Raw genomic sequence first — 24,354 nt, forward strand, 5'->3', positions numbered from 1 at the left:
ATCCGTCCGTGACTGACCACAACCCACTCGATGTTGAAGGCCAAGGCAAGGCGACGAAGGACCGCGAGAAACGCGAGTCCAACGAAGCCAAGACCGAAGCCGCAGACATTGCCTGGTTGATGTCCAGTAAGCGCGGACGGCGGATTGTTTGGCGTCAATTGGCAAGGGCAGGTGTGTTTCGCATCAGCTTCAACACCAACAGCATGACGATGGCGTTCAACGAAGGTGCAAGAAATGAAGGGGTCCGGATGTTGCCCATGCTGCCGCCTGACCTGTACGTGGAAATGATCAAGGAGTCCAAGGAATGAAGCTCAAGCGTTTTGTACTGCAGGAGGCTATGGGAGTACAAGCCTCTGCGGGCGGCTCCAACACATCCGCAACTGGTGCCAATACCCAAGCCACCGATGCTACCGCCACTGACACAGCCACTGCGGCTGACACGTCAGGGGCAACACAGCAGACATCCACCGATGCTACCGCTCCGGGCGATGGCAAGGATGGATCAGACGCCGCGAAGCCTGCGGTTCCCGAAGCCTATGAATTCAAGTTCGCCGATGGCGTAACGCTGGACGAGGATGCTGCGGGAGAGTTCACCGGCTTGGCCAAAGAACTCGGACTGACCCAGGACGGCGCGCAGAAGGTAGCCGACATAGGGGCCAAGATGGCCCAGAAGTGGGCTACCCAGCAAGAACAGGCACTGATGCAGGCGGGCGACGAATGGGCCGCTCAGACCACATCAGATCCCGAGATTGGTGGCGACAAGTTGGACGCAAGCCTTGCGGCCGGCAAGAAGGCACTTGATGAGCTGGGCACACCTGAACTGAGCGCACTGCTGAAGTCGTCTCGCCTCGGCAACCACCCGGAAGTAATCCGGTTCTTTGCACGCGTAGGCGCAAAGGTGAGCGGCGATACGCAGCTCGTAACTGGCCAAGCCGCACCGGCTGGCAAAAGCGACGCGCGCCGCATGTATTCCGCATCCAACATGAACCCTTGAAAGAGTAAATTCAAATGGCAACACTATCTCGCACCAATCCCACCCTGGCCGATGTCGCAGCCCGCATGACTGCGGACGGCAAGATCGATCCCATGATCGTTGAAATGCTCAACGAAACGAACGAGATCCTCGACGACATGACCGTCATCGAGGCCAACGGTTTCACTGAGCACAAGACCACTGTCCGCTCGGGCCTGCCAACAGGCACCTGGCGCAAGCTGAACTACGGCGTGCAGCCGGAGAAGTCCCGCACTGTGCCGGTGAAAGACAGCATGGGCATGCTGGAAACCTATGCCGAAGTGGACAAAGCCTTGGCCGACCTGAACGGTAATTCGGCGGCGTGGCGCTTGTCCGAAGACCGCGCGTTCATTGAAGGTATGAACCAGACGATGGCGACCACGCTGTTCTACGGCGACTCCAGCTTGGACCCTGAGAAGTTCATGGGCTTGGCTCCGCGCTACAACAGTCTGGCTGCTGAGAATGGCATGAACATCGTGGACGCAGCCGGAACTGGCAGCGACAACGCATCCATTTGGCTGGTCGTGTGGGGGCCCAACACCTGCCACAGCATCTACCCCAAAGGCTCGCCTGCTGGGCTGCAGTCTCGCGATCTGGGTGAAGAAACCTTGTTGGATGCTGCTGGCGGCCGCTATCAGGGTTATCGCAGCCATTACAAGTGGGACTTGGGCGCCACATTGCGCGACTGGCGATATGTGGTGCGCATCGCCAACATTGACGTGTCGGACCTGACCAAAAACGCCAGTGCAGGCGCCGACCTGATCGACCTGATGACCCAGGCGTTGGAACTGATCCCCAACATCGCCATGGGCCGCCCAGCCTTCTATATGCCACGCAAGTTGCGCAGCTTCCTGCGCCGCCAGATCACCAACAAAGTGGCCGCTTCGACCCTGACCATGGAAACCGTGGCTGGCAAGAAGGTCGTTACCTTCGATGGTGTGCCTTGCCGCCGCACTGACGCGCTTCTGTTGACAGAAGCCCGCGTGGTCTAACCGAACTGAAAGGAACCAGCATCATGTTTATCGACAAACTGCTTCAAGTCTCCAACAGAGCAAGTCGTCACTGCCAGTGCGGCATCCACCGACACCATCGACTTCGGCCAAGTCAACCCCGACGTGGGCATGGCAGACACCTACCTAGTCATCACCACTGACGAGGCCGCTGCGGCTGCGGGTGCGGCCACAGTGACGATTTCATTGCAAGACTCGGCAGACAACAGCACCTTTGTTGATGTTGCGGTGACTACCGCCATCGGCAAGGCAACGCTGGTGGCAGGTTACCAGCACGTCATCCCCATGCCAACCAAGCTGCGCCGCTACTGCCGTGCGTATTACACGGTAGCGACCGGCCCATTGACTGCGGGCAAGTTCTCCGCGCAGGTCGTAACAGGCTTCCAGCAAAGCGTGCCCAAGCCTAACAGCCCACGCATTGCATAAGGAGCCGTAGCCATGAAAGTCACCGCGACCAAACCAGGCTACTTTGGCAAGCTGCGCGAAGCTGGCGACACCTTTGAGGTGTCCGATGGCGAGAAGGCAACTTGGTTCACCCCAAAGGTGGAGGACGAGGGCAAGTCCTCTGCCACCAAACCGGGGGAAAAGGACAAGAAGCCCGCCAACAACGAGCCTCTGGTCTAACCGGTTTCCCTTGCAGGAGCCAACAAGGGGGCCACGGGAAACTGCGGCCCCCTTTCTTTTTAGGATACGACTGTGCCTAGCCAAGTAGACATCTGCAACCTTGCGTTGGCCAACTTGGGCGATAGCGCCACGGTGGCCAGCATCGACCCACCAGAAGGTTCTGCCCAGGCAGAACACTGCGCACGGTTCTACCCCATCGCGCTGGCCACGATGCTGGAGACGCACGACTGGTCCTTCAGTACCCGGCGCGGTGCACTGACCGCGGCACCATCCAACCCATCAAGCACTTGGTCCTATGCCTACGTGCTGCCTGCAGGGATCATCCGTCCCATCGCCGTGTTAAACCCCGCTGCAGGTGACGATTACAGTGAGGCGTTCACCAACGGCATGGGGGGCAACTACACCCCGCAGCCCTACGTGACAGAGGCTCTGGCCGACGGAACCAAGATACTGCTTACGAATCAGGCGGATGCTGTACTTCGCTACAGCACCACAGTGACAGATACTGCCAAATTCACCCCCCTGTTTGTGGAGGCGCTTGTCTCGTTGTTAGAGGCGAAATTGGCCGGCCCGGTGATCAAGGGCGAACCCGGCCGAGCAGCATCCAAGGCGGCACTGCAAGCGCACGCCTACTGGGTGGCCAAAGCCAAAGCCTCGGATGGTGGAAGCCGTAACGTGACACCCGAAGCCGCCGTGGGTTGGTTGAGCGCGCGATGAGTATTCGCAAGCTCACCTTCTCGTTTTCTGGCGGTGAGGTCACTCCAGAGTTCTGGGGCCAGATTGGCGATAGCAAATACCAGTCTGGTCTGGCGGCCTGTCGTAACGTGATTGTGTTGCCCCACGGTCCGTTGGCCAACCGGCCAGGTACTGCCTTCGTGCGAGCCTGCAAGACTGTTGCCAAGAAGGCACGGCTTATCCCTTTTACATATTCCACGACCCAGACCATGGTGCTGGAGGTCGGCGACCAGTACATCCGGTTTCACACTCAGGGTGCGACGTTAGAGTCTAGTCCCGGCGTGGCCTACGAAATTACCACGCCCTACTTGGAGGCGGACCTGTTTGATCTGCACTATGTTCAAAGTGCGGATGTGCTCACGATCTGCCACCCCGGTTACGCACCACGCGAGCTCAAGCGGCTTGGCGCGTTGAGCTGGACCTTGACAGCGATCACCTTTGTTCCGAGTTTGACTACACCCGGCACGCCTACCGTGGTCCCCACCGGGGCGGGTAGTACGGTCTACAACTACGTGGTGACCAGCGTGGGCGCAACCGGATTGGAGGAGTCATCTGCGTCCGCTTCGGGCTCTGGTGCCGGTAATGTACTGGTGACAGGGCAGTACATGACTATCACCTGGGCCAGCACGGGCGCGGCTCGGTACAACGTCTACAAGCAGAGCAACGGACTATACGGCTACATTGGCCAGACCGACGGTTTGACGTTCAAGGACGACAACATCACGGCCAACCTTGGAAAAACACCACCCATCGTCAATGACCCGTTCAATGCGACCAGCAAGTACCCCGGCGCGGTGTCCTATTTTGAGCAACGGCGATGCTTTGCCGGTTCCATCAACGAGCCACAAAACCTGCGCATGACCCGTTCGGGTACCGAGTCCAACCTGACGTACTCCATCCCCGCGCGTGACGACGACAGCATCAATATTCGGGTGGCTGCGCGCGAGGCCAACACTATCCGGCATATCGTTCCTTTGCAAAACCTGGTGCTGCTGACCGGTTCGGCCGAGTGGCGGGTCACCTCGGTGAACAGCGATGCCATCACCCCCACCTCGGTTAGCGTCAAGCCTCAAAGCTATATCGGGGCCAACAACGTCCAGCCCCTGATCGTCAACAACAACATCATCTACGCAGCTTCGCGTGGCGGGCATCTGCGCGAGATGGCTTTTAACTACCAGGCAGGGGGCTACATCACGGGTGATATGTCGCTGCGCGCGCCCCATCTGTTCGACGGGTACGACATTGCGGACATGTCTTATGCCAAAGCGCCGATTCCACTAATATGGGCGGTGAGCACCAGCGGGAAGCTGATAGGCGTTACTTATGTGCCTGAGCAGCAAATCGGTGCAGTCCACCGGCATGACACGGCGGGGACCTTTGAGTCCTGTTGCGTCGTGGCAGAGGGCAACGAAGATGCGCTGTACGTGGTGGTCGGGCGCAACATCAACGGCACCGACACCCGCTATGTGGAGCGTATGGCCAGCCGTAGGTTTGAGACGCCGACCCGTGCGTTTTTCGTGGACAACGGTGCCACCTACGACGGGGCACCGGCCACCGCCATTTCGGGTCTGAACTGGCTGGAAGGCGAGACTGTCAGCATTCTGGGCGACGGCGCGGTGTTCCCCTCAACAGGTGGTAACTGCGGGCGCTATCACGCTGGAACAGCCTTGCAGCAAAGTGCAAGTGGGTCTAGCCATCACGGCAGGGAGATGGAAAATACCGCTTTCTGCACGAATTGACGCCAGTTTTGGGCAGGGCCGCCTTAAAAATATCAACAAGGCGTGGTTGCGGGTCTACAAGTCCAGTGGGGTGTTCGTCGGTCCGTCGATCGAGAGACTGGTGCAGGTTCCGGCAACGCACCACCGAGGCCTATGGGTCCACGCCCAATCTGATCAGCGATGAGATTGAAATTGTGCTGGAACCAAGCTGGCGAGTCTGGGGGACAGGTGTTCGTGCGCCAATCGGATCCTCTGCCGCTGACACTGGTGTCGTTAACTGTCGAGGCTGATCTGGGTGGGTAGGCTTCGCATTTCTCCGGCAACCATCCACGACGTTGCACATGTCGGGGCCAATATGCGTGCCGACGATTTGCGAGAACTTCATGCAATCCACGGTAGTGAGTTGGGCGCGATGGAGTTGCTGGCGCAATCCGTAAGCCTCGGCGCGGAATGCTTTGCGCTGGTTGCACCCGACGGAAGCCCAGTCGCCATCTTCCAGGGAAATGGCAGAGGTCTACCCCGATCCACTAGAGGCATAGCCGTGGTTGTTGGCCACTGAAGAGTTTGCCAGTTACCCAAGGGATCTGGTGGTATTAGGGCGCCAAGTTGTGAAGGGGTGGGTGAGTAAATACCGCGAACTCTGCAACTGCGTAGATGCCCTGCGGGAGCTGGTCCGTGGCGTGGCTGCAGGCGATTGGTTTTGAGGTGCGAGCCCCACGAGGCCGGCAGGTCGTGATGGGGAGCTTTTCCATCTGTTCACCCGGTGCACCTAACTAGCTGACAGGCCATCACAGTCTGGGTACCCGATAAGGATACCTACGATGTGCTCATCCAACGCAGTACTGGCCCTGCAGGGCGCGGGCGCCGCGTCCTCCGCAATAGGGGCCTATGGCGCCGCAACGTGCAACAAGATAGCCCTTGGAGGCCAGGCTGACATAGCCGACATCAATGCCCGCATGGCCGAAAGCACAGCTCAAGGCACGTTGCTCACCGGGCAGCGCGAAGAACAAAAAGCCACATCGCCATACGCCAACCTCAAAGGTACCCAACGCGCCAACTTAGCCGCCAACGGAGTGGATCTGGGCGTTAGCGGTGGCCGCAACATCCTCACAACTACGGACGTGATGGGCCAGATTGATGCCAACACGATTCAAGCCAACGCAGTGCGCAGCGCTTGGGGCTACCGCGCCCAAGCCGCCAACTTCACCAATCAAGCCAACGGCGCACGCTCTACCACAGGAGCTATCAATCCCGGCATGGCTGCGTTCACCTCCCTGATTGGCAGTGCGGGAAAAGTAGCGGCAGGCATGGTACGCCACGAAAGGGGACGGGTCCGACGTAGAACAAGCTAATCAGACCGATGACCCCATCGGGGCGCTGGGCAAGTCACGCAAGTGGTGGAACTGATATGCCAAGAGTCCCAACCTATGACAACCTGCAGACGCAGGTAAGTGCACCTGCCAACGTGCAGTTTCAGGGCCCACAAGGGCCGCAAGCAGGCGCCATTGCCGCAGAGCAGGCCGGTGCAATGGGGCAAGCGTTGCAGGGCTTGGGCGGTGAGCTGGGTCGTATCGTTGTGGATCAACAGCAAAAGGCGGATCAGGCACTGACCGACGATGCGATAAACCAACTGGTGCGAGCGGATACAGACCTACGTTTGGACGCTCTCAAACTCACCGGGCGCGCGGCGCTGGACCGCCCTGACAACAAGAGTTTGAGCGACGAGTACACCGACAAGCTGGGCAAAGTCGCCGCCGACATTACCGCCAACAGCCTCAAGTCTGACGCCCAGCGACAGGCATTCAAGCACACCGCATCGCAAATGGGTGCGCGCATGTACCAGTCTCTCGGTGCGCATATCTTGCAGCAGCAAAAACAGTTTGATGCCGACACGGACAACGCCACCATCGAAACCGCCACACAGCGCGGTTCGATGTTGTGGGGCGACCCGCAAGCGCTCGCTGAATCGCGCGGTGCCATCCAGCGTTCACCCTGGACCACCCGAGATCATCGAGCGCAATGGGTGGGACGCCACCAAGGACAAAGCTCTGATTGAGGCGGCCACCACCAGGGCGCGAACAGCACTCAACGCTGGGGTAATCAGCGGTATGTTGGAGGCCGACAACCTGGACGCGGCACGCGCGTACTTTGCAGAGCACAGCGCGGAGCTAACCCCCAAGCGCGGCTACAGCTACACGATGCCATCAACATCGGTGCCTTTGAGAAAAAAAGCCAAGACACCGCCGATGGCCTGGTGGCTAAGTACGGTGCGGATACTGCTGGGGCACTCAAAGAAGCCCGGTCCACCCTGTCGGGCAAGGACGAGGATGACGTTATAACCCGAATCAAGGTGATTGATTCGGAGCGCGTTTCACTGCGCGAGCGCGGACAGTCCGATGCTTCTGACCAAGCGTGGCGGATCTTTTTGACCACTGGCAGTCTGCGAAAAATCGACCCTCACCATTCTGGCCGCCATGGATGGCCGCGCTCTGGAGTCCTTGCGCAAGACCGCGCGGGCCGATGCGAGATGCTGGAGCGGGCGGACGCAAAACCAACATTGCGAAATGGCTGGAGTTCACCAACGCGGGCCTGGAGCAAATGGCAGCCTGGACACCGCAAGACCTGATGACCCAGTACGGTCCGTACCTGTCTGACGCAGACCTCAAGAGCGCCAACAACATGATGATGGCGGCCCGAAGTGCCAAGGGCAAAGGCCCTGCGAACGAAGAAGGGCTGCAGCTCATAACCACCACGGACCTCCTCAAGCGCAGCGCGGTGGAGCTTGGTGTACTGCCGGGTAGCGGAACGCCTACGCAAAAGCAAGAGGCTGAATATCTCGCCTTCGCAGGGAACATGCAACAGAAAGTCAACGCCTGGGAGTTTGCCAACAAAAGAGGGCTGGCCGAAAAGTGCTTTCTGGAATTCTGAACGACGCCAAGATGGACAAGGTGAAGCTGTCCGTATGGGGCAGCGACCCAGAACAGGCGCTCACGGCCGTCAAAGCCGACGGGATGGGCAAGGCCTACCGTCCGCGATCCGGTCAAGGCGACCAAGCCCGCGACATCAAGCTGTCTGACGTTCCTGCCATTTACCGGGCCTCCGCAGTTTCCCGAATCCAAGCGCGCGGCCACCGCGTGACGAAACAACTCATTGCAGAAATGTGGGTCGCTGACAAGCGGCCAAAGCAATAAAGGCACCCATGGCAGCTTCTGACGATCTACTCGACCAAGCCATCATTGGTTCGGCCCCCGAGAAAACCACCTTCGACACCAGCGCATCAGACAACATGCTGGACGTGATGGCGCAAACCCGCAAGGCGCGCGCCACCGCTGTGTTGGATGTTGCGGTTCGCCGCAATCCTGATAAAGCCGTCGAAGCCCAGGCGCTGTCCAAGCAGTTCAAGCTGGACACCACTACCGTCGAGAAGAACCAGGAAGAGCTGGCCCACCTGTCTAGGGTGCAAAAGCTGCAGGGCCTGCTGGCAGATTCCCCAGTGCTGGCACGCCAGTTTCAAGACCTTCAGTTCTCCACCGTGGCGCAAGAAGATGCACCAATACTCAAAACGTTAGAGAGCTTGGTTAAGGGGTTTATCGACCCGGCGCGCAGTAACGCGGCGGGCGATGCGAGGGCCATGAACGCGGCCTGATTTGGGTCGCCGGGTGCAGCAGTTCAAGAAAAGCAACCCCGCGCTGGACGACTACGAAGCTACCAAGCTGGCTATGCGAGGCGTGACCGTAGATCCCGCGCAGCAAGACCGTGAGCAGCCGAATCAGAACCCGCTCCTGCGTGCGGGCGGGCTGTTGGTTGACGGAGCCAAGGCAGTCGGCATGGGCGCCACCGTCGGCGTTGGTGGTGCTATTTTCGACGCGGCCGGCTTCACTGCGGACTTGTTGGGTGGCGCGCTGGGTTCTTCCCAGCTTGAAAACGTGGGCTACACCTACCGGCAAATGGCCCAGCGAGCGCAAGACTCGATGGACTACTTTGGGCCACAAGCCACCAGCGGCACCGGCAAAGCGATTGTGTCGGGGCTGCAGTCTGCAGGCACGAACTTGGCCATGCTCCCGCTAGGGCCCGGGCCGGGCAGCGGCGTCTGGGGCCGCGCACGGCGGGAATGCCATGGCGGCATTGGTGGGCATCACCACGGGTGCGGACGCCTACAACGAAGCGCGCGAACGAGGTAAGAACCAAGGGCAAGCCCTGGTCTATGGCGTGCCCCATGGAGTGTTTGAGTACGTGTTTGAGAAGATCCCGGCGGCCAAGATGTTCGGGGACATGGCGGCCGGCAAAGGGTTGCTCAAGACCATGGCGGGGCAAGCCCTGCCCGAAGTCTGGACGGAGCAGCTCACCACCATCGCCCAGGACTTCAACACCTGGATGAACCTCAACCCGAACAAGACGATCAAGGATTTCGCGGCAGAACGGCCAGAGGCTGCCTATCAGACCTTTGTGGCAACCCTAGTGGGCGTGGGGCTGCGGTCGGGTGCTGCACACGGAATCAACCGGGCGATGGGCGGCGCAATCCAGCGACAGGAACAAGCCCAACAAGCCGAACAACACGCCCAGGTGTTGGAGTCCATGCAGGCCACCATGCAGGCCAGCAAACTGTTGGAGCGCAGCCCCGAGTCTTTGCGCAGCTACGCCCAGGACTTGGCGGACGAAGGCGTGCCCACGGTCTACGTGAACAGCGCCAAGCTGGTCGAGGCCGGGGTGGACTTGCAGGCCTTGGCCCAGGCCATGCCCAGCGTGGCGGCCCAGCTCGAACAAGCGCAGACAGGCGGCGATCTGGCTATCCCCACCGGGGAACTGCTGACCAACAGCATCGGCACGGCATTCGCCCAGCCCCTGATCGACCACGCCCGTACCGACGTAAACGGCATGAGCCGGGAAGAGGCCCGGGTGTTCATGCAGGAAAAGGGCGATGCGCTCAACGCTGAGATTGAGCGGGTGATGGCGGTCAAGGAAAGCGACGCCGAATTCAAGGCAGGCCGCGACCAGGTGCAGGCCCAGATACTGACCCAACTCAACGACATCAAGCGTTTCACCGGCAAGGTGAATGAACAATACGCCACGCTGGCGGCCAACTTCTACGCAGTGATGGCCGCACGCAGCGGCATGACGGTGCAAGATTTTTCGGACAAGTACAAGCTGGGGTTTAACGCCAATGAAGTGGCGGGCGGCATGTATGACCAACTGTTTGACCTGGAGGGTTTGCCAAACCAAGGCCGGGAACTCATCCGCGAACAGGCTGAGGCTCTGGCGGTGCGGTTGAAGAGTGAAGGGTTCGAGGTTGAGCTGGGACATTCCGGCAGTGCCGCCGGGCCGTCAAGCTATCTGAAAATCAGCGACCCACAAACTGGGATGCGTCTGACCAACGACGTGCGCCTGTCCGGTCACTCCAAAGGGGCCTTCAATTCCCAATTTGTCCACAACGTGAACAGCGGGGAGTTTGACGGGTTGATCGCGGAACTCAAAGCGCTGCGCACGCCAGAGCGGATTGCCGCCCATGCACAGAGAGGGTATTCGGCAGCTAGGATGCTGAACGAACGAGAGGCCAAAGCCATAGCGATTCGCCTTAAAAGCGCGGACAAAAAGCTGGCGAAAGGCAAGATGCTCACAAAATCAGAGCAAGAAGCCGTTGATGCACGCGGGCTAGGTGGGAAAAATACCTTGAACCAAGCCCAGATTGACAACCCCAAAACCGGGGTGTCTGCGGTGCTGCTGACGCTAGGCCAGAACGATGATCTGTACCAGTACCCGCGCTCGGACGCGCTGGACGTGCGCGACATTGCGGCTGATAAGTCGTGGGTCAACGACAAAGGCGAAGTGGCCACCGTTCAGGTGTCCGACGTAGACAAAAATTCGGACAACAACAAACTCTGGATGTTGGCGAACACCACGCCGGACGATGATGCCTCTGCGGGCACCAAATCGTGGATTCTCACGCTGCCCACCGGCAAGTACGCCACGCTCACTCAGAAGGGCGGCGAGGTGTACATCAATGTCTCGGGCGTGGGGGAAGGCAACGGCGGCAGCGCGGTTTACGACCTGGCCGCCAACTACGCCTTGAACAACGGCCTGGTGTTCGTGGGCGACCCCAATGGGGTTAGCGCTGCGGCCATGCGTAGGCGCCTGGAAAATATGCTTTCCAGCGCCATCAAGTACGGCACGACCGACCACCTCAAGCCTCACCCTGACCAGTATTTGGGCGATGTGTCTATTGGCGTGCCCCCATTGGACTGGACGAATGGCGATACTCTGGGTAATATTCGTGCCATGGTGGACGTGTCTATTGCGTCCACGGAACACCTCAACCCCAATGCAACAGGTCTCGCCCATTTCGACAATGCAACACAATCATTTGTGGACGGGGAAGGGCACGGCTACAGCAATGCAGAACTGTCCGCTTTGCTTGAAGCGGATGACCGAGCACGAGGCACTGGTCAAGGCGGCGTCCGCACTCTACAAAGAGCGGCTCTGTTCAAATCCTTGGTACAAAGCGAGGGAGCACGACGCGCATTTCTGGAGTCAGTACGTGGGCAGCAGGGTGGTGGAAGCGCGAACCCTAGTGGCGCGCTCGCTGGCACTTTCTACCAAGGCGATATAAAGCCCGCCGGTAGCCCGTATGAAACCGACCTCTTTGGCAACCCTCTACCAGCCCCAGCCAGAAAAGCTGGAAGTGCTGCGCGCCGGTCAAAAGCCAAAGGTGGGGACGTTCACGCCCCCGGAGCCCTACGCGACACGCCAGCCCCAGCAGGCGACTATCACGTCCGCACTGTTGTCGGTGCAGAAACCAACCGCAAACTAGGCTCCGATCAGGTCACAATCCCGGTGGAACTGGCGCGAGCCACGGCCTACCTATACCGATCTGCGGTAGAGCGCTTTGACGGTATCGTCACCGACAAGGACGGGAAACCGCTGGGGGTCATTGGCGGATTCAAGGGCGCCATCAGCCAGACCAGCGTTTACCCCGGCACCATGGTGGCCGAAGCCGTGCGCATTCCCGGCGCAGCCCATGTTTGGTTCTCACACAATCACCCCAGTGGAAACTCTGGCCTGAGCAATGCTGATCTGAATTTGGCGCGCACGTTGGCCGACGTGTTTCGGGGCAGTGGCATTGAGCCCGAGGGGCTTATGGCCGTTTCCGGCGGTCAATTCTCTTTCACGCGGGACGGGGCTGCCGTAGACCACCCGCAGCCTTTTGACGCACCGACCACGGAGACACCCGTACCCGTGGTGGAACGCGAGCAGCTACCGCCAAAATCAGCGCTGGCTGTGGTGGCAAGCCCGCAGGATGCAAAGAGCATTGCGGCGGCCTACTACGCCCAGTCCAAAACACCGGGTGTGATTCTCCTGACCGCGCAAAGCCACGTCGCCGCGTGGGTGCCCGTGTCCCCTGAAATGATGGGCACCCTGCGCTATACCGGGGGATTGGGCGCAATCTATCGTGCGGTGAGTGAGAGTAATGCGGAAGCGGCCATCATCGTGCACGGTGGTGAACTGGGTACGCAAGGCAACCTGCCAGCAGGCAACACACCGTCCGCAAACATCGCGGCAGCGCTGGCAAAAGTCGATGTGCAACCCCTGGACTCCATCAACATCAAGACCAATGCTTCTGCGGCAGAACAGGGCCAGCGCGTGGCCGCCAGTACCTTGTTCCAAGAGTCTCGCGGCCAGATTGCTTTTGGCAACGACATCACCCAGCAGGCCAGCATCATTGGCCTGTTCAAGAACGCTGACCTGTCCACTTTCATCCATGAGTCTGGCCACTTCTTTTTGGAAGTGCAGACAGACCTGGCCAATCGGATTGCGGCGCGCGCGGCCCAAGGTGAGGTGATCAGCGAGGGGGAGCGCTCGATTCTGGACGACATGAACAAGACGCTGGACTGGATGGGTGTGAAGGCCACGCCTGAAATGTCGGCACTGGATCACTGGGCCTACCTGAGCGCCGAGGAAAAGCGCCCCTACCACGAGCAATGGGCGCGCGGGTTTGAAGCCTATGCATTTGAGGGCAAGGCCCCCAGCCTGGACTTGCAGCATGCTTTCCAGACCTTCCGGGCCTGGTTGGTGAACGTGTATCGGGCGCTGCTCAAGTCGGTCAATGCCAGCAAAACCGATATTGCGGGCGCCATGAAGGTGGAATTGTCCGACGAAGTGCGCAGCGTCATGGACCGCATGCTGGCCACCAGCGACGCTATTGCCGAAGCCGAAGCGGCCCGTGATATGGGGCCGCTGTTCAAGACCGCCGAACAGGCAGGAATGACCTTGGATGAATTCAAGGCGTACCACGACCAGGGCACCCAGGCCACTATGGACGCGGTGGACGAGTTGCAAGCGCGGGGCTTGCGCGATATGCAGTGGCTCAACAATGCCCGCTCGCGCAAGCTCAAGGAGCTGCAAAAGCAGCACGATGCGCTACGCGCCCAGATTGCGCGTGAAGTGCGCGCCGAGGTACTGAGTCGGCCCATTTACCGGGCGTGGACGTTTCTTATCAGTCGGGCCACCGACAAGGTTGTGGGTGAAAAGTCGCCCGACAACGCCAAAGGCCTGAACCCCGAAGTTGACAACCTATTCACTGCCATTGCAAAACTGGGCGGCCTGGATCGGGCCGAAGTCCTGAAACTGTGGGGCATTGACGAAAAGGAAAAGCTGGAGTCCGGCGTGTTCGGCATGCCCGTCGTGCGCAAGACCGGGGGGCTGTCCACCGACGCCATGGCCAAGCGCTTGCTGGAAAACGGCTACCTGTTGCCCGACGAGCACGGCAAAGCCGACGCGGCCAAGTTTGAGGAACTGTTTGACGACCAGCGCCGGGGCACCGACCGTTATTCCATCAGCCGCGATATGGCGGCCGCTTACGGTGACGCACCGCTGAACACCCCAGAGCTGCCCGAAGTGGGCTATGGCAAGCTGGCCACCGAAGAGCTGCGCCGCCGGTATGGGGTCGCGGACGACGCGGTGTGGCGCAAGCTGTCTGCCCTGCGCATGACCAGCGACGACGGCGGCCTGAACCCGGACGTGGTGGGCGAGCTGTTCGGGTTTAGCTCGGGTGACGAACTGGTCAAAACCCTAGCTGTCACCGAGCCACCCAAGTCCGTGATCGAGGGCATGGTGGACACCCGCATGCTGCATGAGCATGGCGATCTGGCCACCCCGGCGGGGCTGGAGCGCGCGGCGGACGCAGCCATCCATAACGATGCCCGTGCCCGGTTTGTGGCCACCGAACTGAAAGCCTTGCAGAAGGCCATGAGCGTGCGCGAGAAGGTGCCGGGACAAAAGAACACGGTGGACGTGCTGGCCCGAGCTGCCCGCGACTACGCCACGGCCATCATCGCGAAGCTGCGCGTGCGCGACATCCGCCCAGGCCAGTACGCGGCCGCCGAGGTGCGTTCTGCCAAGGCGGCCAAAGCCGTGGGCGACATTGCCCGGGCCACCCTGCACAAGCGCAACCAATTGATCAATCTGTATGCCGCCAAGGCGGCCTACGCTGCGCAGGACGAAGTGAAAGCGGCGGTTCAATACTTCAAGAAGTTCGATACCGTCAGCAAAGCGCTTGACCCTGAGTACGCAGAGCAAATCCACGCGCTGCTGGAGCGCTTCGACCTGCGCGCGTCCACCAGCCTCAGGGCTATTGACAAGCGCAAGAGCCTGGTGGAGTGGATGGAAGGCCAAGCCGAGCTGGGGTTAGAGCCCAGCATCCCCGATGAACTGCTGCAAGAGGCAAACCGCAAGTCGTTCAAGGAGATGACGGTTGAGGAAGTGCGAGGCCTGCGCGACACCATCAAGCAAATTGAGCACATTGGACGGCTGAAGAACAAGCTCCTGCTGGCCCGCGACAAACGCGAGTTCGACGCGGTCGCCGCCGAGATGGCTGCATCAATCGTCGACAACGGCGGCAATGTAAAGCCGCTTGAACTGGAGGGCCCGAAGCCCGTCATGGACTGGTTCGCAGGCTTTGCCGCGTCACACCGCAAGATAGCCAGCCTGTTCCGGCAGATGGACGGTAACAACGACATTGGCCCAATCTACTCGGTGATCGGCCGCAGCATGAACGAACGCGGCACCATCGAGGAAGTGATGATCGAGAAGGCCACCCAGACCCTGCAGGCCATGTACGCGCCCCTGCTCAAGCTGAGCGGCGGCATCACCGGCTACAAGTCAAAGGTATTCATTCCAGAGATCAACGCCAGCCTGACGCGCGGTGGCCGTCTAGCTGTTGCGCTGAACTGGGGCAACGAGGCAAACCGTCAGCGCATCATGGACGGTGACAATTGGAGCGATGCCCAGGTGCAGGCGATCTTGCAGACACTGACCCCGCAAGAGCTGGCTTTTGTCAACGCCACTTGGGAGTACCTTGACAGCTACTGGCCCGAGGTGGCTGCCAAAGAGAAGCGCCTGACGGGCATTGAGCCCGAGAAGGTCGAAGCGGCACCGTTCATCGCCACCGCTGCCGACGGCACCAAGGTGCTGATGCGCGGCGGCTACTACCCGCTGAAGTACGATGCCAACCGGTCCGACCGCACCAGCCAGCAGGACGCTGCCCAAGTCGCCAAGGAGATGATGCAAGGCGCCTTCACCCGTGCCACCACCCGCAGGGGCCACACCAAGGCGCGGGTGGATACGGTCAACCGGGCAGTGCGCAAAGACTTGAACGTAATCACCCAACACGTCACCCAGGTGGTGCACGACTTGGCCTGGCATGAGTGGCTGATCGACACCAACCGGCTGCTAGGTGACAAGCGCGTCGCGGGCGCGATCCGGAGCCACTACGGCCCGCAGATCCTGAAGACCATGCGCGACAGCGTGATGGGCATTGCTACCGCAGACGTGGCCCAGCAAACTGCCCTCGACCAGGCATTGCTGCAGTTGCGCTCCAACGTTACCCGGGCCACCATGGGCGCCTCGCTGACCACCGCGTTCCTGCAGCCCTTTGGACTGACGCAGTCGATGGTCCGCATCGGCCCCAAGCATGTGCTGCGTGGGGTAGCTCGATGGGGCGGTGACGCCGCGCGCATGGAAAGCACGGTGGGTTGGATCAACGAGAAATCCGACTTCATGCGCCTGCGCGGCACGACCTTTAACAAAGAGCTGCGCGAGATTCGGGGCTCGGTGGCGGGCAAGTCCAAGGCGATGCAGGCCGTCGACGGCGGGCTGTTCTACCTGATGCGAAAAATGCAGGCGATTGCCGACGTGCCCACCTGGGTGGGGCAGTACGAAAAATCCATCTCCCAAGGGCTGGACGAGTCCGCTGCTGTGGCGATGGCCGACCGCGCGGTGATCGAGGCGCAGGGCGGTGGGCAGACCAAAGACCTGGCAGAGATTCAGCGCAAGCACCCGCTGCTGACGCAGTTCTACAGCTACTTCTCCGTCACGCTGAACTTGACGGCCGAGCAGACCGCAAAAACCGACTTCAAGAACCCGCGCGCTGTGGCCGGGTGGCTGGGCGATATGTCGCTGCTGCTGGTCATCCCGGCCATCCTGCCAGCGATCCTGATGCACGCCATCAAAGGCGGCGAGGACGATGACCCCGAGACTTGGATCAAGCGCCTTGCAAGGTGGCAGTTGGGCTATCTGATGGGCATGGTCGTGGGCCTGCGCGAGCTGTCAGGTGCGGTAGGTGGCTTCGACTACGCAGGCCCTCCTGTAGGCCGCATCGTTGCCGACATCACCAGGGCCACCAAACAGACGGCCCAGGGCGAGATCGACGACCCATTGGTCTTCGCCTACATCAACCTGATGGGCACAACGTTCGGCATCCCGACGGTGCAAGCCCTGCGCTCTTACAAGGGGTGGAAGGCGTGGGACGAGGGGCAGGAAGGTGCGGGCCCGCAGTCGCCGCTGTTCGGCCCGCCACCGAAGGATTAGGGGTGCACCTAACTCCCGGGGGTGGGGCGATATTCGCCCCACCCCCTAGGAGTTTCCCTTGACAATTTCCAGCACCACCCGCAAGGCCGGACCATACCCCGGCAACGGTGTCACGGTCGCCTTTCCGTTCGCCTTCAAGGTGTTCGCGATGGCCGATGTGTTGGTGGTTCAGGCCGATATGGCGACGGGCGTAGAGACAACTAAGGCGCTGACCACGGATTACACCGTGGTGTTGGACGGGGACCAAAATGCGAATCCGGGCGGTACTGTCACGATGTTGACCCCACCCCCGGCAGGTACTACCTTGGTACTCACCAGTCAGGTCGCCAATTTGCAACCGACCGATTTGACTAATGCGGGCGGCTTCTACCCGAAGGTGATTAACGACGCATTTGACCGCACAGTGATCCAGGTGCAGCAGCTCGCGGAAAAAGTAAGCCGCGCGGTGCTTGTTTCTTTGACCAGCGGAACCGACCCTACGGCCCTGCTGGACAGCATCAATACCGCCGTGGGCGCGGCGACCGCCAGCGCAACGACGGCGACAACGCAGGCAGGTATTGCTACAACCCAAGCGGGCAGCGCGAGCGCGAGCGCTGCGGCTGCAGCCGCCAGTGCCGCATCGATCAACCCCACAGCTACCGGCAGTGCTTTGCTCAATGCTGCAAATCCCGCCGCTGCCCGCACAGTTCTGGGGGCGGGAACGGCTGGGACCGCGGTGTTTACGGCGTCCACGCCCGCATTGGCGCGTGCTGCACTTGATCTGTCGGGTGCAATCAGTTTGCTCTACAAACTCGACTACGAATCGCCGTGCCTGCTGAAAACAGGCGCTAGCACTTTGAGTGTCAAGGCCGGAACTGTGGTGTTTCTGGGGGGTGTGCCAGTGACATTTGCCGCCAACACGGCGGTTTCCATGCCCTCGCTCACGGGGGGTAGTGACTACAGCGTGTGGGTCAAGACTGATGGAGCGGCCGTTGCTGTGGTTGACTCCTTCGGCAGCCCCGCCACGGCACCGGCGGCAGGAGCCAAAAAAATCGGCGGCTTCCACTATGGGCTGGTTGCCCCCGCCACGACGCCTGCAGGTGGGTCATTCTCCACCACGGGATTCACGACCACGGGCGGCAACATGGTCTGGGCACAAGCCGATGTTGACCGGATCGCGGGCATCAATGAGTTTTCAATCTGGGACTTGGCCTGGGGCTGCCGGGGTGAGCAGTACGGCATGTCCCTGGACCCCCAGACAGGGGTCTGGCTTGCCATTTACTTTTGCTCCACCAACCACATCGCCAACGGGATCAGCAAGTACAACACCGATGTCGCCAGCGGGACGGTGTTGCCTCGCATTCCGCTGGTTTACGGTGGCGATGGCACCACGACATACGGACGGCTAGGCTACTACGAAGCGGTGGAAATTGCGGCATCTCACGGATTGCGCTTGCCCGCCCAGCCGGAGTTTGCTTCGGCGATGTTCGGCGTCACGGAAGGGCAATCGTTGGGGGGTTCGTCGGTGACGATTCCGGCCACAGCCCGACAAGCAGGCTACACCAGTCGTATCGGGATCGAACAGGCCACCGGCCATCAGTACGCCGCTGGGCCGTTTCACAGTGTTGGCGGGGGCGGGTGGGCGGGGGTGGGTCGGGGATCGTTTTACGGGTCGTCGGGATTCGCACTCTTTGGCGGCGCCCGTGGTGGAACGTCCGTCTCTGGTTCTCGGTCGGCGGACTTCCACAGCTCCCCCTTGGGCTCGAACTGGATCATTTCGCTGCGCGCCGCTGGTGACCACCGAAAAATTATCGGCCCAGCGCTCTACGGCGGGGTTTGATCGTGAAACACGCGGCACTGAATATCCATAGCCGATGCGCAGTGCCGTCAATGGTTTTAGCCTGCGCTAGCGGGCTAAAAAAGGTAGGACAAGATAAAAGCGGCTACCGTGATGAAACGTCCAACTCTGGTTCTCGGACGGCGAACTTCAACAACTCCCCCTTGAACTCGAACTGGAACATTTCGCTGCGCGCCGCTGGTGGCAATTGTCTAATCGCTGGGGCCCATCACGGCACTTTGGTCAGCTTGCCCTACCTGCTTCGGCAAATACATTTAGGGGTCTGGGGAACGGTGAGTAGTGAAAATCGAAAGCCGCGCCAGCATTTTTCCATGGGCAAAAAGCACAAAAATTTATTTACCCAGATCACTGCGATGGACAACCTGCGCAGTGCGTACCGCAAAGCGGCCAAGGGAAAGCGGAACACGAAAAGCCACCTGGAATTCGCCCACGATTTGGACGCCAATCTATCCCGCTTGGGTGAAGAGATAAGCGCCGGGGCATACCGACAGGGAACGCCGCGCACCTTCTTTGTCCACGAACCGAAGCTGCGCGAAATTACCGCCATGCCCTTTGTAGATCGCGTTGCACAGCACGCGCTGTGCAACGTCATTGAACCTATCATCGACAAGGTGTTTCTTCCGCAGAGCTTTGCCTGCCGCAAAGGTAGGGGAACCCATTCTGCGGCGCGTGAAGTACAGGCTGAACTGCGCCGGATGGAGGCCAAAGGGGTGAAGCCCTGGGTGCTCAAGACCGACTTTTCAAAGTATTTCTACAGCATCCAACGCGAGGTGTTACACACCGAATACCGGCGGAAAATTGCATGTCCTCCTACGCGCCGCCTGCTGGAAGCAATGATCCCCGTCGCCGGGGTGGGGATTCCCATTGGCAATTTGACCAGTCAACTATCGGCCAATCTCTATGGCCATGTGGTGGATCGGTGGCTGGCCCACGACAAGGGCATCACCAAGTTTTACCGCTACATGGACGACATCATTGTCCTAGGCGATTGCCACGAATCGCTGCGCCAGCTCCAGCAGGCCATGCAATCCTTCGCGCTGGACGTGCTGGGTCTTAGGTTTTCGCGCTGGAGCATTCAACCCGCAAGCCGCGGAATCAACTTTGTCGGCTATCGCATCTGGGCCACCTACAAACTGCTGCGCCGCGACTCCGTACTACGCGCAAAACGCAAGATCAAGCGCTATACCAAACGCGGTGAGATGGGTCGCTTGCGCATGTTCTTGGCTTCTTGGAAAGGGCACGCCCAATGGGCGGACTCAAAGAATCTTTTGGCAAAACTTGGAGTGGCCGCATGACCCACCATTACAGCCCCCACACCGGGGAGCACATCGTTACGGACGACCCTGCCGACTGGATGGGCAGCACTGACGTGGCGCCTCCGCCCTACGACGCGGCCGCTGCTGGATGCTTCTGGCGTGGCACGGCTTGGGAGATTGTGGTGCCTACGCCAGAAGCCGCCCCGGTGCCTGCTGTCATCAGTATGCGTCAGGCTCGCCTGGTGCTGTTGGGCGCCGGGTTGCTGGACGCGGTGAATGTCGGGATTCAGGGCATGCCGCAGGCCGCACAAATTGAGTGGGAATTCGCCAGTGAAGTGCGAAGAGACAATGCGCTGATCGCCACGCTCGCAATGACGCAGGGTCTGGACGGCGCGGCCCTGGACAGCTTGTTCACTCTGGGGGCAACGCTGTGACAGTTCTGTTTGTCGCCTTTGCCTACCTGTGGGCCTTCTTCTACGCCTACATCCTGGTGATGGGCATCTACCGGGCGCACCTGGCTGGGCGCATTGCCAAGTGGAGCCACCTCTTTTGGTTGTGCCTGCCGGGTATCGTCACCGGCTGGTGCATGGATGTGCTGGCCAATCTGTTGATCGCGCCCATCGCCTTTTTGGACCTGCCAGCGGCTGGCGCGGAGCTTGGGCTTCTGCCATCTGCGACAGTCTCCTGGACCCCTTCGATCCTACTGGCGACCACTGCTGAATGGGACATCAAATCATGAATTTAGACGATGCATTCAAACTCGCTCTTGCCCTGCTGAATCTGGCCGGTGGCTGGTTTTTGAAGGTGCTGTGGTCCTCGTTCCGTGAACTGCAAATTGCCGACAAAGAGCTGGCCGACAAGGTTCAAAAAATTGAGGTGCTGGTAGCTGGGCAGTACGTGCAGCGCGATGAGTTTCGGGAGCTGTCGGCAGCGTTGTTCCGAAAGCTCGATCTGATCAGCGAAAAAATAGACAAAAAGCAGGACAAATCATGAACTTTGACCAAGCATTTGACCGCCTCATCAACCACGAAGGCGGCTATTCGGATGACCCAAAAGACCCCGGCAACTGGACTGGTGGCAAGTGTGGCGCGGGGGTGCTCAAGGGCACCAAGTACGGTATCGCTGCCAACACCTACGGCCATCTGGACATCAAGAATCTGACGCTGGAGCAAGCCAAGGCGATCTACCGCGAGGACTTCTGGGACATCGCCGGACAGGCGCACCCAGCAGTGAAGTTTCAACTGTTTGACGCTGCAGTCAACCACGGCCACGCCAATGCCATCCGCATCCTGCAGCGCGCCGTGAAGGTGGCAGACGATGGCGCCTGGGGCAAGGTGTCGCAGGCCGCGCTGGACGCCATGGACTACCAGGATGTGCTGCTGCGCTTTTTAGGCCATCGGCTCAAGTTCTGGGCATCACTGCAGAAATTCGACACCTACGGGCGCGGGTGGACAAATCGCGGCGCGGAAAACCTACTTTTGGCAGCGGAGGACAACTGACATGGACCCCATCACCATCGGCGGCATATTCAACATTGGCGGCAAGCTGATCGACAAGCTGTTTCCAGACCCAGAGCAAAAGGCCAAGGCGCAACTGGAGCTGCTGCGACTTCAACAGGCCGGTGAACTGGAGGAAGTCAAAACCAGCCTGTCGGCCATCCTAGCAGAGGCGCAGAGCGCAGACCCGTGGACCAGCCGCGCGCGGCCATCGTTCCTGTACGTGGTCTACATCCTGCTGCTCTGGTCTATCCCCATGGGGGTGCTGAGCATCTTCCGGCCTGACGCGGCAGCGGCATTCACCGTGGGCTTCAAGGCCTGGATGATCGCCATCCCTGACTCCATCCTGACCCTGTTCGGCACGGTCATGACGGGCTATGTACTCGGGCGAAGCTGGGAGAAGGTGCGCGGCGCGGCCAAATGACGTTCGGGTGGCAAAACCGTAGGCGCATCCAAAACGCTCCCCAATGAAAAGTTGGGGTAGTTAAGCAATTCTGATGCGCCTATAATCGGCCCGCAGGCCAAGCCCAGGTTAGAATCGCTACAGGATTGCAAATCCGGTTAGTCCGGTTCGACTCCGGACCGCGCCTCCAGATCTTTCTGGTCACAAACGCCTCGTCGGCCTCGGTTGGCGAGGCGTTTTTGTTTGACAATAGACCCACGTGCCCGAGTGGTGAAATAGGTAGACACATCGGACTTAAAATCCGCCGCTTCGTGAATAACGGGCGTACCGGTTCGATTCCGGTCTCGGGCACCAACCACTACTGCTATGTCGAACTACAACGCCCCTTTCGAAATCCATGTTCATGGCCAAGTTCTGTTGCGCGCGGACGTGACCTTTGCCCAGTTGCAAGATGCGTTGAAACCGATGTGGAAATACGCTGGGGCAAAGTCGCTCACGGATGGCGCCAAGAGCAGCTATGAAGATGAACCTGGCATCCAGCTTGATGCACATGACCATGTGCTGCAGATGTGTTGGACCGTGGCGGGTGACGAAGACTTTCGGCAGACGCTGGACGAGGTTTGCATGAACCTCAATGAACTTGCTGATGCAGGTGCCGCGATTGAGGTTACCTTTTACGACTCGGAATTTGATGAGGAGGAGCCTTCGTCCGGCGGCGCCTCTCGGGATGATTTTGTTGTGCTGTTTGTGGGGCCCAATCCTGCCTCCATCATGCAGGTGCAACGTGATCTGCTCGTCCAAGATGTGATTAACCTCATGGAACGGCATTTTGACGGCTCGGAGCTGGGCGGCGTTGTTGCCGAGGTGGACAAGTTGTTCACCCAAAGGTTTGATGCCTTGGTCAGCTCCTTAGAAATTGGCAAGCCGCCACGTGGCTCTGGCGGTGGGTTTGGCAGTGGTCATGGCGGTGGCCGCAAGCCGCGGCACTTGCACTGAGTTCCGCATTATTTTGACCACCAAGACCTTGGCGCCCGTATACTGTTTTTGTTACTTATCATGTAATTTGATTCGTCTTTTCTGTGTCGTTGCTTGTTCCCAAAAACAAATCCATGCTCAAAAAAATTAGCGTCCAGCAACTGACTGTGGGCATGCACCTCAAAGAGTTTTGCGGGTCATGGATGGAGCATCCGTTTTGGCGTACCGGCTTTGTGATCACCGATCCGAAAGACATCACCACCATTCTTGCCAGCAGCATTAAAGAAGTTTGGATTGACAGCAGCAAGGGGCTCGATGTGGCGGATGGCCAGTCAGCCGTCACGGAGTCTGAGTCGGAGGAGCAGGTAGAAGAGGAGTTGCGCCAAGCGGTGTCCGCACAGCGCGAGGTGGCTCCGGTGACCATCGAGGTGGAGTTGCAACGGGCCGCCAAAATCTGCTACCAGTCCAAGCAGGCGGTCATGTCCATGTTTCAGGAAGCCCGGATGGGCAATACGGTGGATGCTGGCGGTGCGAAGCAGATGGTGGAGGAAATCACCGACTCGGTTACCCGCAACCCCGGCGCACTGATCAGTCTGGCCCGGCTCAAGACTGCTGACGACTACACCTATATGCACTCAGTTGCGGTGTGCGCCATGATGGTGGCATTGGCCAAGCAGCTGGGGATGGACGAAGAGGAGACCCGGCTCGCGGGTCTGGCTGGGCTGATGCACGATTTGGGCAAGGCTGCCATGCCCATGGATGTGCTGAACAAGCCAGGTAAGCTGACCGACGCCGAGTTTTCGATTATCAAGACCCACCCCCAGGAGGGCTACCGTTTGCTCAAGACGGGCAAGGATGTGGACCCTGTAGTCTTGGATGTGTGTTTGCACCACCACGAGAAGACCGATGGGTCGGGTTACCCGGAAGGCCTGAAGGCCGACCAGATCAGCCTCTTTGCCAAAATGGGTGCCGTTTGCGACGTCTACGACGCCATCACTTCCAATCGACCCTACAAGTTGGGCTGGGATCCCGCCGAGTCCCTGCGCAAGATGGCGGAGTGGGCCAATGGTCACTTTGACGGCAAAGTTTTCCAGGCGTTTGTTAAAAGCCTGGGCATTTACCCCATCGGCTCCTTGGTGCGCTTGAGCTCGGGGCGCTTGGGCGTTGTGGTGGAGCAGACCGCAAAGTCGCTGACAACACCTTGTGTGAAGGTGTTTTTCTCCACCAAGTCCAATATGCGTATCGTGCCCGAAATCGTGGACCTGTCCAAGCCCAGTGCCAACGACAAAATCGCCAGCCGGGAAGACCCGGCAAAATGGCGGTTTGCCGATTTGAATGAGTTGTGGTCCGGACTGTCAAACGCTCCCTGGTAGCCGTATTATTCAAGGAATCGGTCCCTAGAGCCCGTACTTACTGCGCAGGCAGCTAT

General features: G+C 59.8%; 21 protein-coding genes, 1 tRNA gene and 2 pseudogenes. All 24 read left to right on the forward strand.

The window, feature by feature from the left end:
• Positions 1-8 precede the first annotated feature (8 nt).
• Entirely contained in the window at positions 9-308 is a 300-nt protein-coding gene (locus U5O12_RS00470) for an endopeptidase (RefSeq protein WP_322576749.1), read from the forward strand.
• Complete coding sequence (locus U5O12_RS00475; RefSeq protein ID WP_322576750.1) at positions 305-994, forward strand: protease; 690 nt, start codon at positions 305-307, stop codon at positions 992-994. The genes U5O12_RS00470 and U5O12_RS00475 overlap by 4 nt, the downstream gene beginning before the upstream one ends.
• A 14-nt stretch (positions 995-1,008) precedes the next feature.
• On the forward strand, positions 1,009-2,004 hold the full coding sequence (locus U5O12_RS00480) for a major capsid protein (protein WP_322576751.1): 996 nt from the start codon (positions 1,009-1,011) through the stop codon (positions 2,002-2,004).
• 23 nt (positions 2,005-2,027) lie between these two features.
• Positions 2,028-2,448, forward strand: a pseudogene (locus tag U5O12_RS00485) (Bbp16 family capsid cement protein).
• Positions 2,449-2,460: 12 nt separating this feature from the next.
• Positions 2,461-2,646, forward strand: a complete 186-nt coding sequence (locus tag U5O12_RS00490) for a hypothetical protein (RefSeq protein WP_322576752.1) — start codon at positions 2,461-2,463, stop codon at positions 2,644-2,646.
• Between the two features lie 72 nt (positions 2,647-2,718).
• On the forward strand, positions 2,719-3,363 hold the full coding sequence (locus tag U5O12_RS00495) for a hypothetical protein (protein WP_322576753.1): 645 nt from the start codon (positions 2,719-2,721) through the stop codon (positions 3,361-3,363).
• A pseudogene (locus U5O12_RS00500) lies at positions 3,360-5,402 on the forward strand (hypothetical protein). The gene U5O12_RS00495 and the pseudogene U5O12_RS00500 overlap by 4 nt, the downstream one beginning before the upstream one ends.
• A gap of 518 nt (positions 5,403-5,920) precedes the next feature.
• The gene (locus U5O12_RS00505; RefSeq protein WP_322576754.1) at positions 5,921-6,451 is read left to right on the forward strand and encodes a hypothetical protein; all 531 of its coding nucleotides are present in this window, start codon (positions 5,921-5,923) and stop codon (positions 6,449-6,451) included.
• 56 nt (positions 6,452-6,507) lie between these two features.
• Positions 6,508-7,155 (forward strand): hypothetical protein, encoded by a 648-nt coding sequence (locus U5O12_RS00510; protein ID WP_322576755.1) that lies wholly within the window; start codon positions 6,508-6,510, stop codon positions 7,153-7,155.
• Between the two features lie 464 nt (positions 7,156-7,619).
• Positions 7,620-8,027, forward strand: coding sequence for a hypothetical protein (locus U5O12_RS00515; RefSeq protein ID WP_322576756.1), 408 nt, complete (start codon positions 7,620-7,622; stop codon positions 8,025-8,027).
• Positions 8,009-8,290, forward strand: coding sequence for a hypothetical protein (locus U5O12_RS00520; RefSeq protein ID WP_322576757.1), 282 nt, complete (start codon positions 8,009-8,011; stop codon positions 8,288-8,290). Before U5O12_RS00515 ends, U5O12_RS00520 begins: the two co-directional genes overlap by 19 nt.
• A gap of 8 nt (positions 8,291-8,298) precedes the next feature.
• Positions 8,299-8,745 (forward strand): hypothetical protein, encoded by a 447-nt coding sequence (locus tag U5O12_RS00525; protein ID WP_322576758.1) that lies wholly within the window; start codon positions 8,299-8,301, stop codon positions 8,743-8,745.
• 1 nt (position 8,746) lies between these two features.
• Positions 8,747-9,280, forward strand: coding sequence for a hypothetical protein (locus tag U5O12_RS00530; protein WP_322576759.1), 534 nt, complete (start codon positions 8,747-8,749; stop codon positions 9,278-9,280).
• Positions 9,216-16,958: a JAB domain-containing protein gene (locus tag U5O12_RS00535; RefSeq protein ID WP_322576760.1), complete on the forward strand. Its 7,743-nt coding sequence runs from the start codon at positions 9,216-9,218 to the stop codon at positions 16,956-16,958. Before U5O12_RS00530 ends, U5O12_RS00535 begins: the two co-directional genes overlap by 65 nt.
• Before the next feature lie 58 nt (positions 16,959-17,016).
• Entirely contained in the window at positions 17,017-18,777 is a 1,761-nt protein-coding gene (locus tag U5O12_RS00540; RefSeq protein WP_322576761.1) for a hypothetical protein, read from the forward strand.
• 161 nt (positions 18,778-18,938) lie between these two features.
• Positions 18,939-20,090, forward strand: coding sequence for a reverse transcriptase domain-containing protein (locus U5O12_RS00545; RefSeq protein ID WP_322576762.1), 1,152 nt, complete (start codon positions 18,939-18,941; stop codon positions 20,088-20,090).
• Entirely contained in the window at positions 20,087-20,485 is a 399-nt protein-coding gene (locus U5O12_RS00550) for a hypothetical protein (RefSeq protein ID WP_322576763.1), read from the forward strand. Before U5O12_RS00545 ends, U5O12_RS00550 begins: the two co-directional genes overlap by 4 nt.
• On the forward strand, positions 20,482-20,790 hold the full coding sequence (locus U5O12_RS00555; RefSeq protein ID WP_322576764.1) for a hypothetical protein: 309 nt from the start codon (positions 20,482-20,484) through the stop codon (positions 20,788-20,790). The genes U5O12_RS00550 and U5O12_RS00555 overlap by 4 nt, the downstream gene beginning before the upstream one ends.
• Positions 20,787-21,044 carry a hypothetical protein gene (locus U5O12_RS00560; RefSeq protein ID WP_322576765.1) on the forward strand — a complete coding sequence of 86 codons (258 nt, stop codon included), beginning with the start codon at positions 20,787-20,789 and terminating at the stop codon, positions 21,042-21,044. The genes U5O12_RS00555 and U5O12_RS00560 overlap by 4 nt, the downstream gene beginning before the upstream one ends.
• Positions 21,041-21,550: a glycoside hydrolase family 108 protein gene (locus U5O12_RS00565; protein ID WP_322576766.1), complete on the forward strand. Its 510-nt coding sequence runs from the start codon at positions 21,041-21,043 to the stop codon at positions 21,548-21,550. The genes U5O12_RS00560 and U5O12_RS00565 overlap by 4 nt, the downstream gene beginning before the upstream one ends.
• 1 nt (position 21,551) lies before the next feature.
• The gene (locus tag U5O12_RS00570; protein ID WP_322576767.1) at positions 21,552-21,971 is read left to right on the forward strand and encodes a holin family protein; all 420 of its coding nucleotides are present in this window, start codon (positions 21,552-21,554) and stop codon (positions 21,969-21,971) included.
• Between the two features lie 240 nt (positions 21,972-22,211).
• Positions 22,212-22,304, forward strand: a tRNA-Leu gene (locus U5O12_RS00575).
• Positions 22,305-22,316: 12 nt separating this feature from the next.
• A complete protein-coding gene (locus U5O12_RS00580; protein ID WP_322576768.1) occupies positions 22,317-22,946 on the forward strand; it encodes a DUF6806 family protein in 630 nt (209 codons plus the stop codon).
• A gap of 113 nt (positions 22,947-23,059) precedes the next feature.
• On the forward strand, positions 23,060-24,298 hold the full coding sequence (locus U5O12_RS00585; RefSeq protein ID WP_322576769.1) for an HD-GYP domain-containing protein: 1,239 nt from the start codon (positions 23,060-23,062) through the stop codon (positions 24,296-24,298).
• The last annotated feature ends 56 nt before the right edge of the window (positions 24,299-24,354 follow it).

This window comes from Rhodoferax sp., assembly GCF_034519335.1.
Classification (GTDB): domain Bacteria; phylum Pseudomonadota; class Gammaproteobacteria; order Burkholderiales; family Burkholderiaceae_C; genus Allorhodoferax.

Bases quoted from the DNA above. Each gene is read 5' to 3' on its own strand.
- U5O12_RS00560 (WP_322576765.1), top strand. From the start codon at position 20,787: ATGAATTTAGACGATGCATTCAAACTCGCTCTTGCCCTGCTGAATCTG.
- U5O12_RS00505 (WP_322576754.1), top strand. From the start codon at position 5,921: ATGTGCTCATCCAACGCAGTACTGGCCCTGCAGGGCGCGGGCGCCGCG.
- U5O12_RS00535 (WP_322576760.1), top strand. From the start codon at position 9,216: ATGGCGGCATTGGTGGGCATCACCACGGGTGCGGACGCCTACAACGAA.
- U5O12_RS00490 (WP_322576752.1), top strand. From the start codon at position 2,461: ATGAAAGTCACCGCGACCAAACCAGGCTACTTTGGCAAGCTGCGCGAA.
- U5O12_RS00565 (WP_322576766.1), top strand. From the start codon at position 21,041: ATGAACTTTGACCAAGCATTTGACCGCCTCATCAACCACGAAGGCGGC.
- U5O12_RS00510 (WP_322576755.1), top strand. From the start codon at position 6,508: ATGCCAAGAGTCCCAACCTATGACAACCTGCAGACGCAGGTAAGTGCA.
- U5O12_RS00585 (WP_322576769.1), top strand. From the start codon at position 23,060: ATGCTCAAAAAAATTAGCGTCCAGCAACTGACTGTGGGCATGCACCTC.
- U5O12_RS00475 (WP_322576750.1), top strand. From the start codon at position 305: ATGAAGCTCAAGCGTTTTGTACTGCAGGAGGCTATGGGAGTACAAGCC.
- U5O12_RS00525 (WP_322576758.1), top strand. From the start codon at position 8,299: ATGGCAGCTTCTGACGATCTACTCGACCAAGCCATCATTGGTTCGGCC.
- U5O12_RS00570 (WP_322576767.1), top strand. From the start codon at position 21,552: ATGGACCCCATCACCATCGGCGGCATATTCAACATTGGCGGCAAGCTG.
- U5O12_RS00480 (WP_322576751.1), top strand. From the start codon at position 1,009: ATGGCAACACTATCTCGCACCAATCCCACCCTGGCCGATGTCGCAGCC.
- U5O12_RS00550 (WP_322576763.1), top strand. From the start codon at position 20,087: ATGACCCACCATTACAGCCCCCACACCGGGGAGCACATCGTTACGGAC.
- U5O12_RS00515 (WP_322576756.1), top strand. From the start codon at position 7,620: ATGCGAGATGCTGGAGCGGGCGGACGCAAAACCAACATTGCGAAATGG.
- U5O12_RS00580 (WP_322576768.1), top strand. From the start codon at position 22,317: ATGTCGAACTACAACGCCCCTTTCGAAATCCATGTTCATGGCCAAGTT.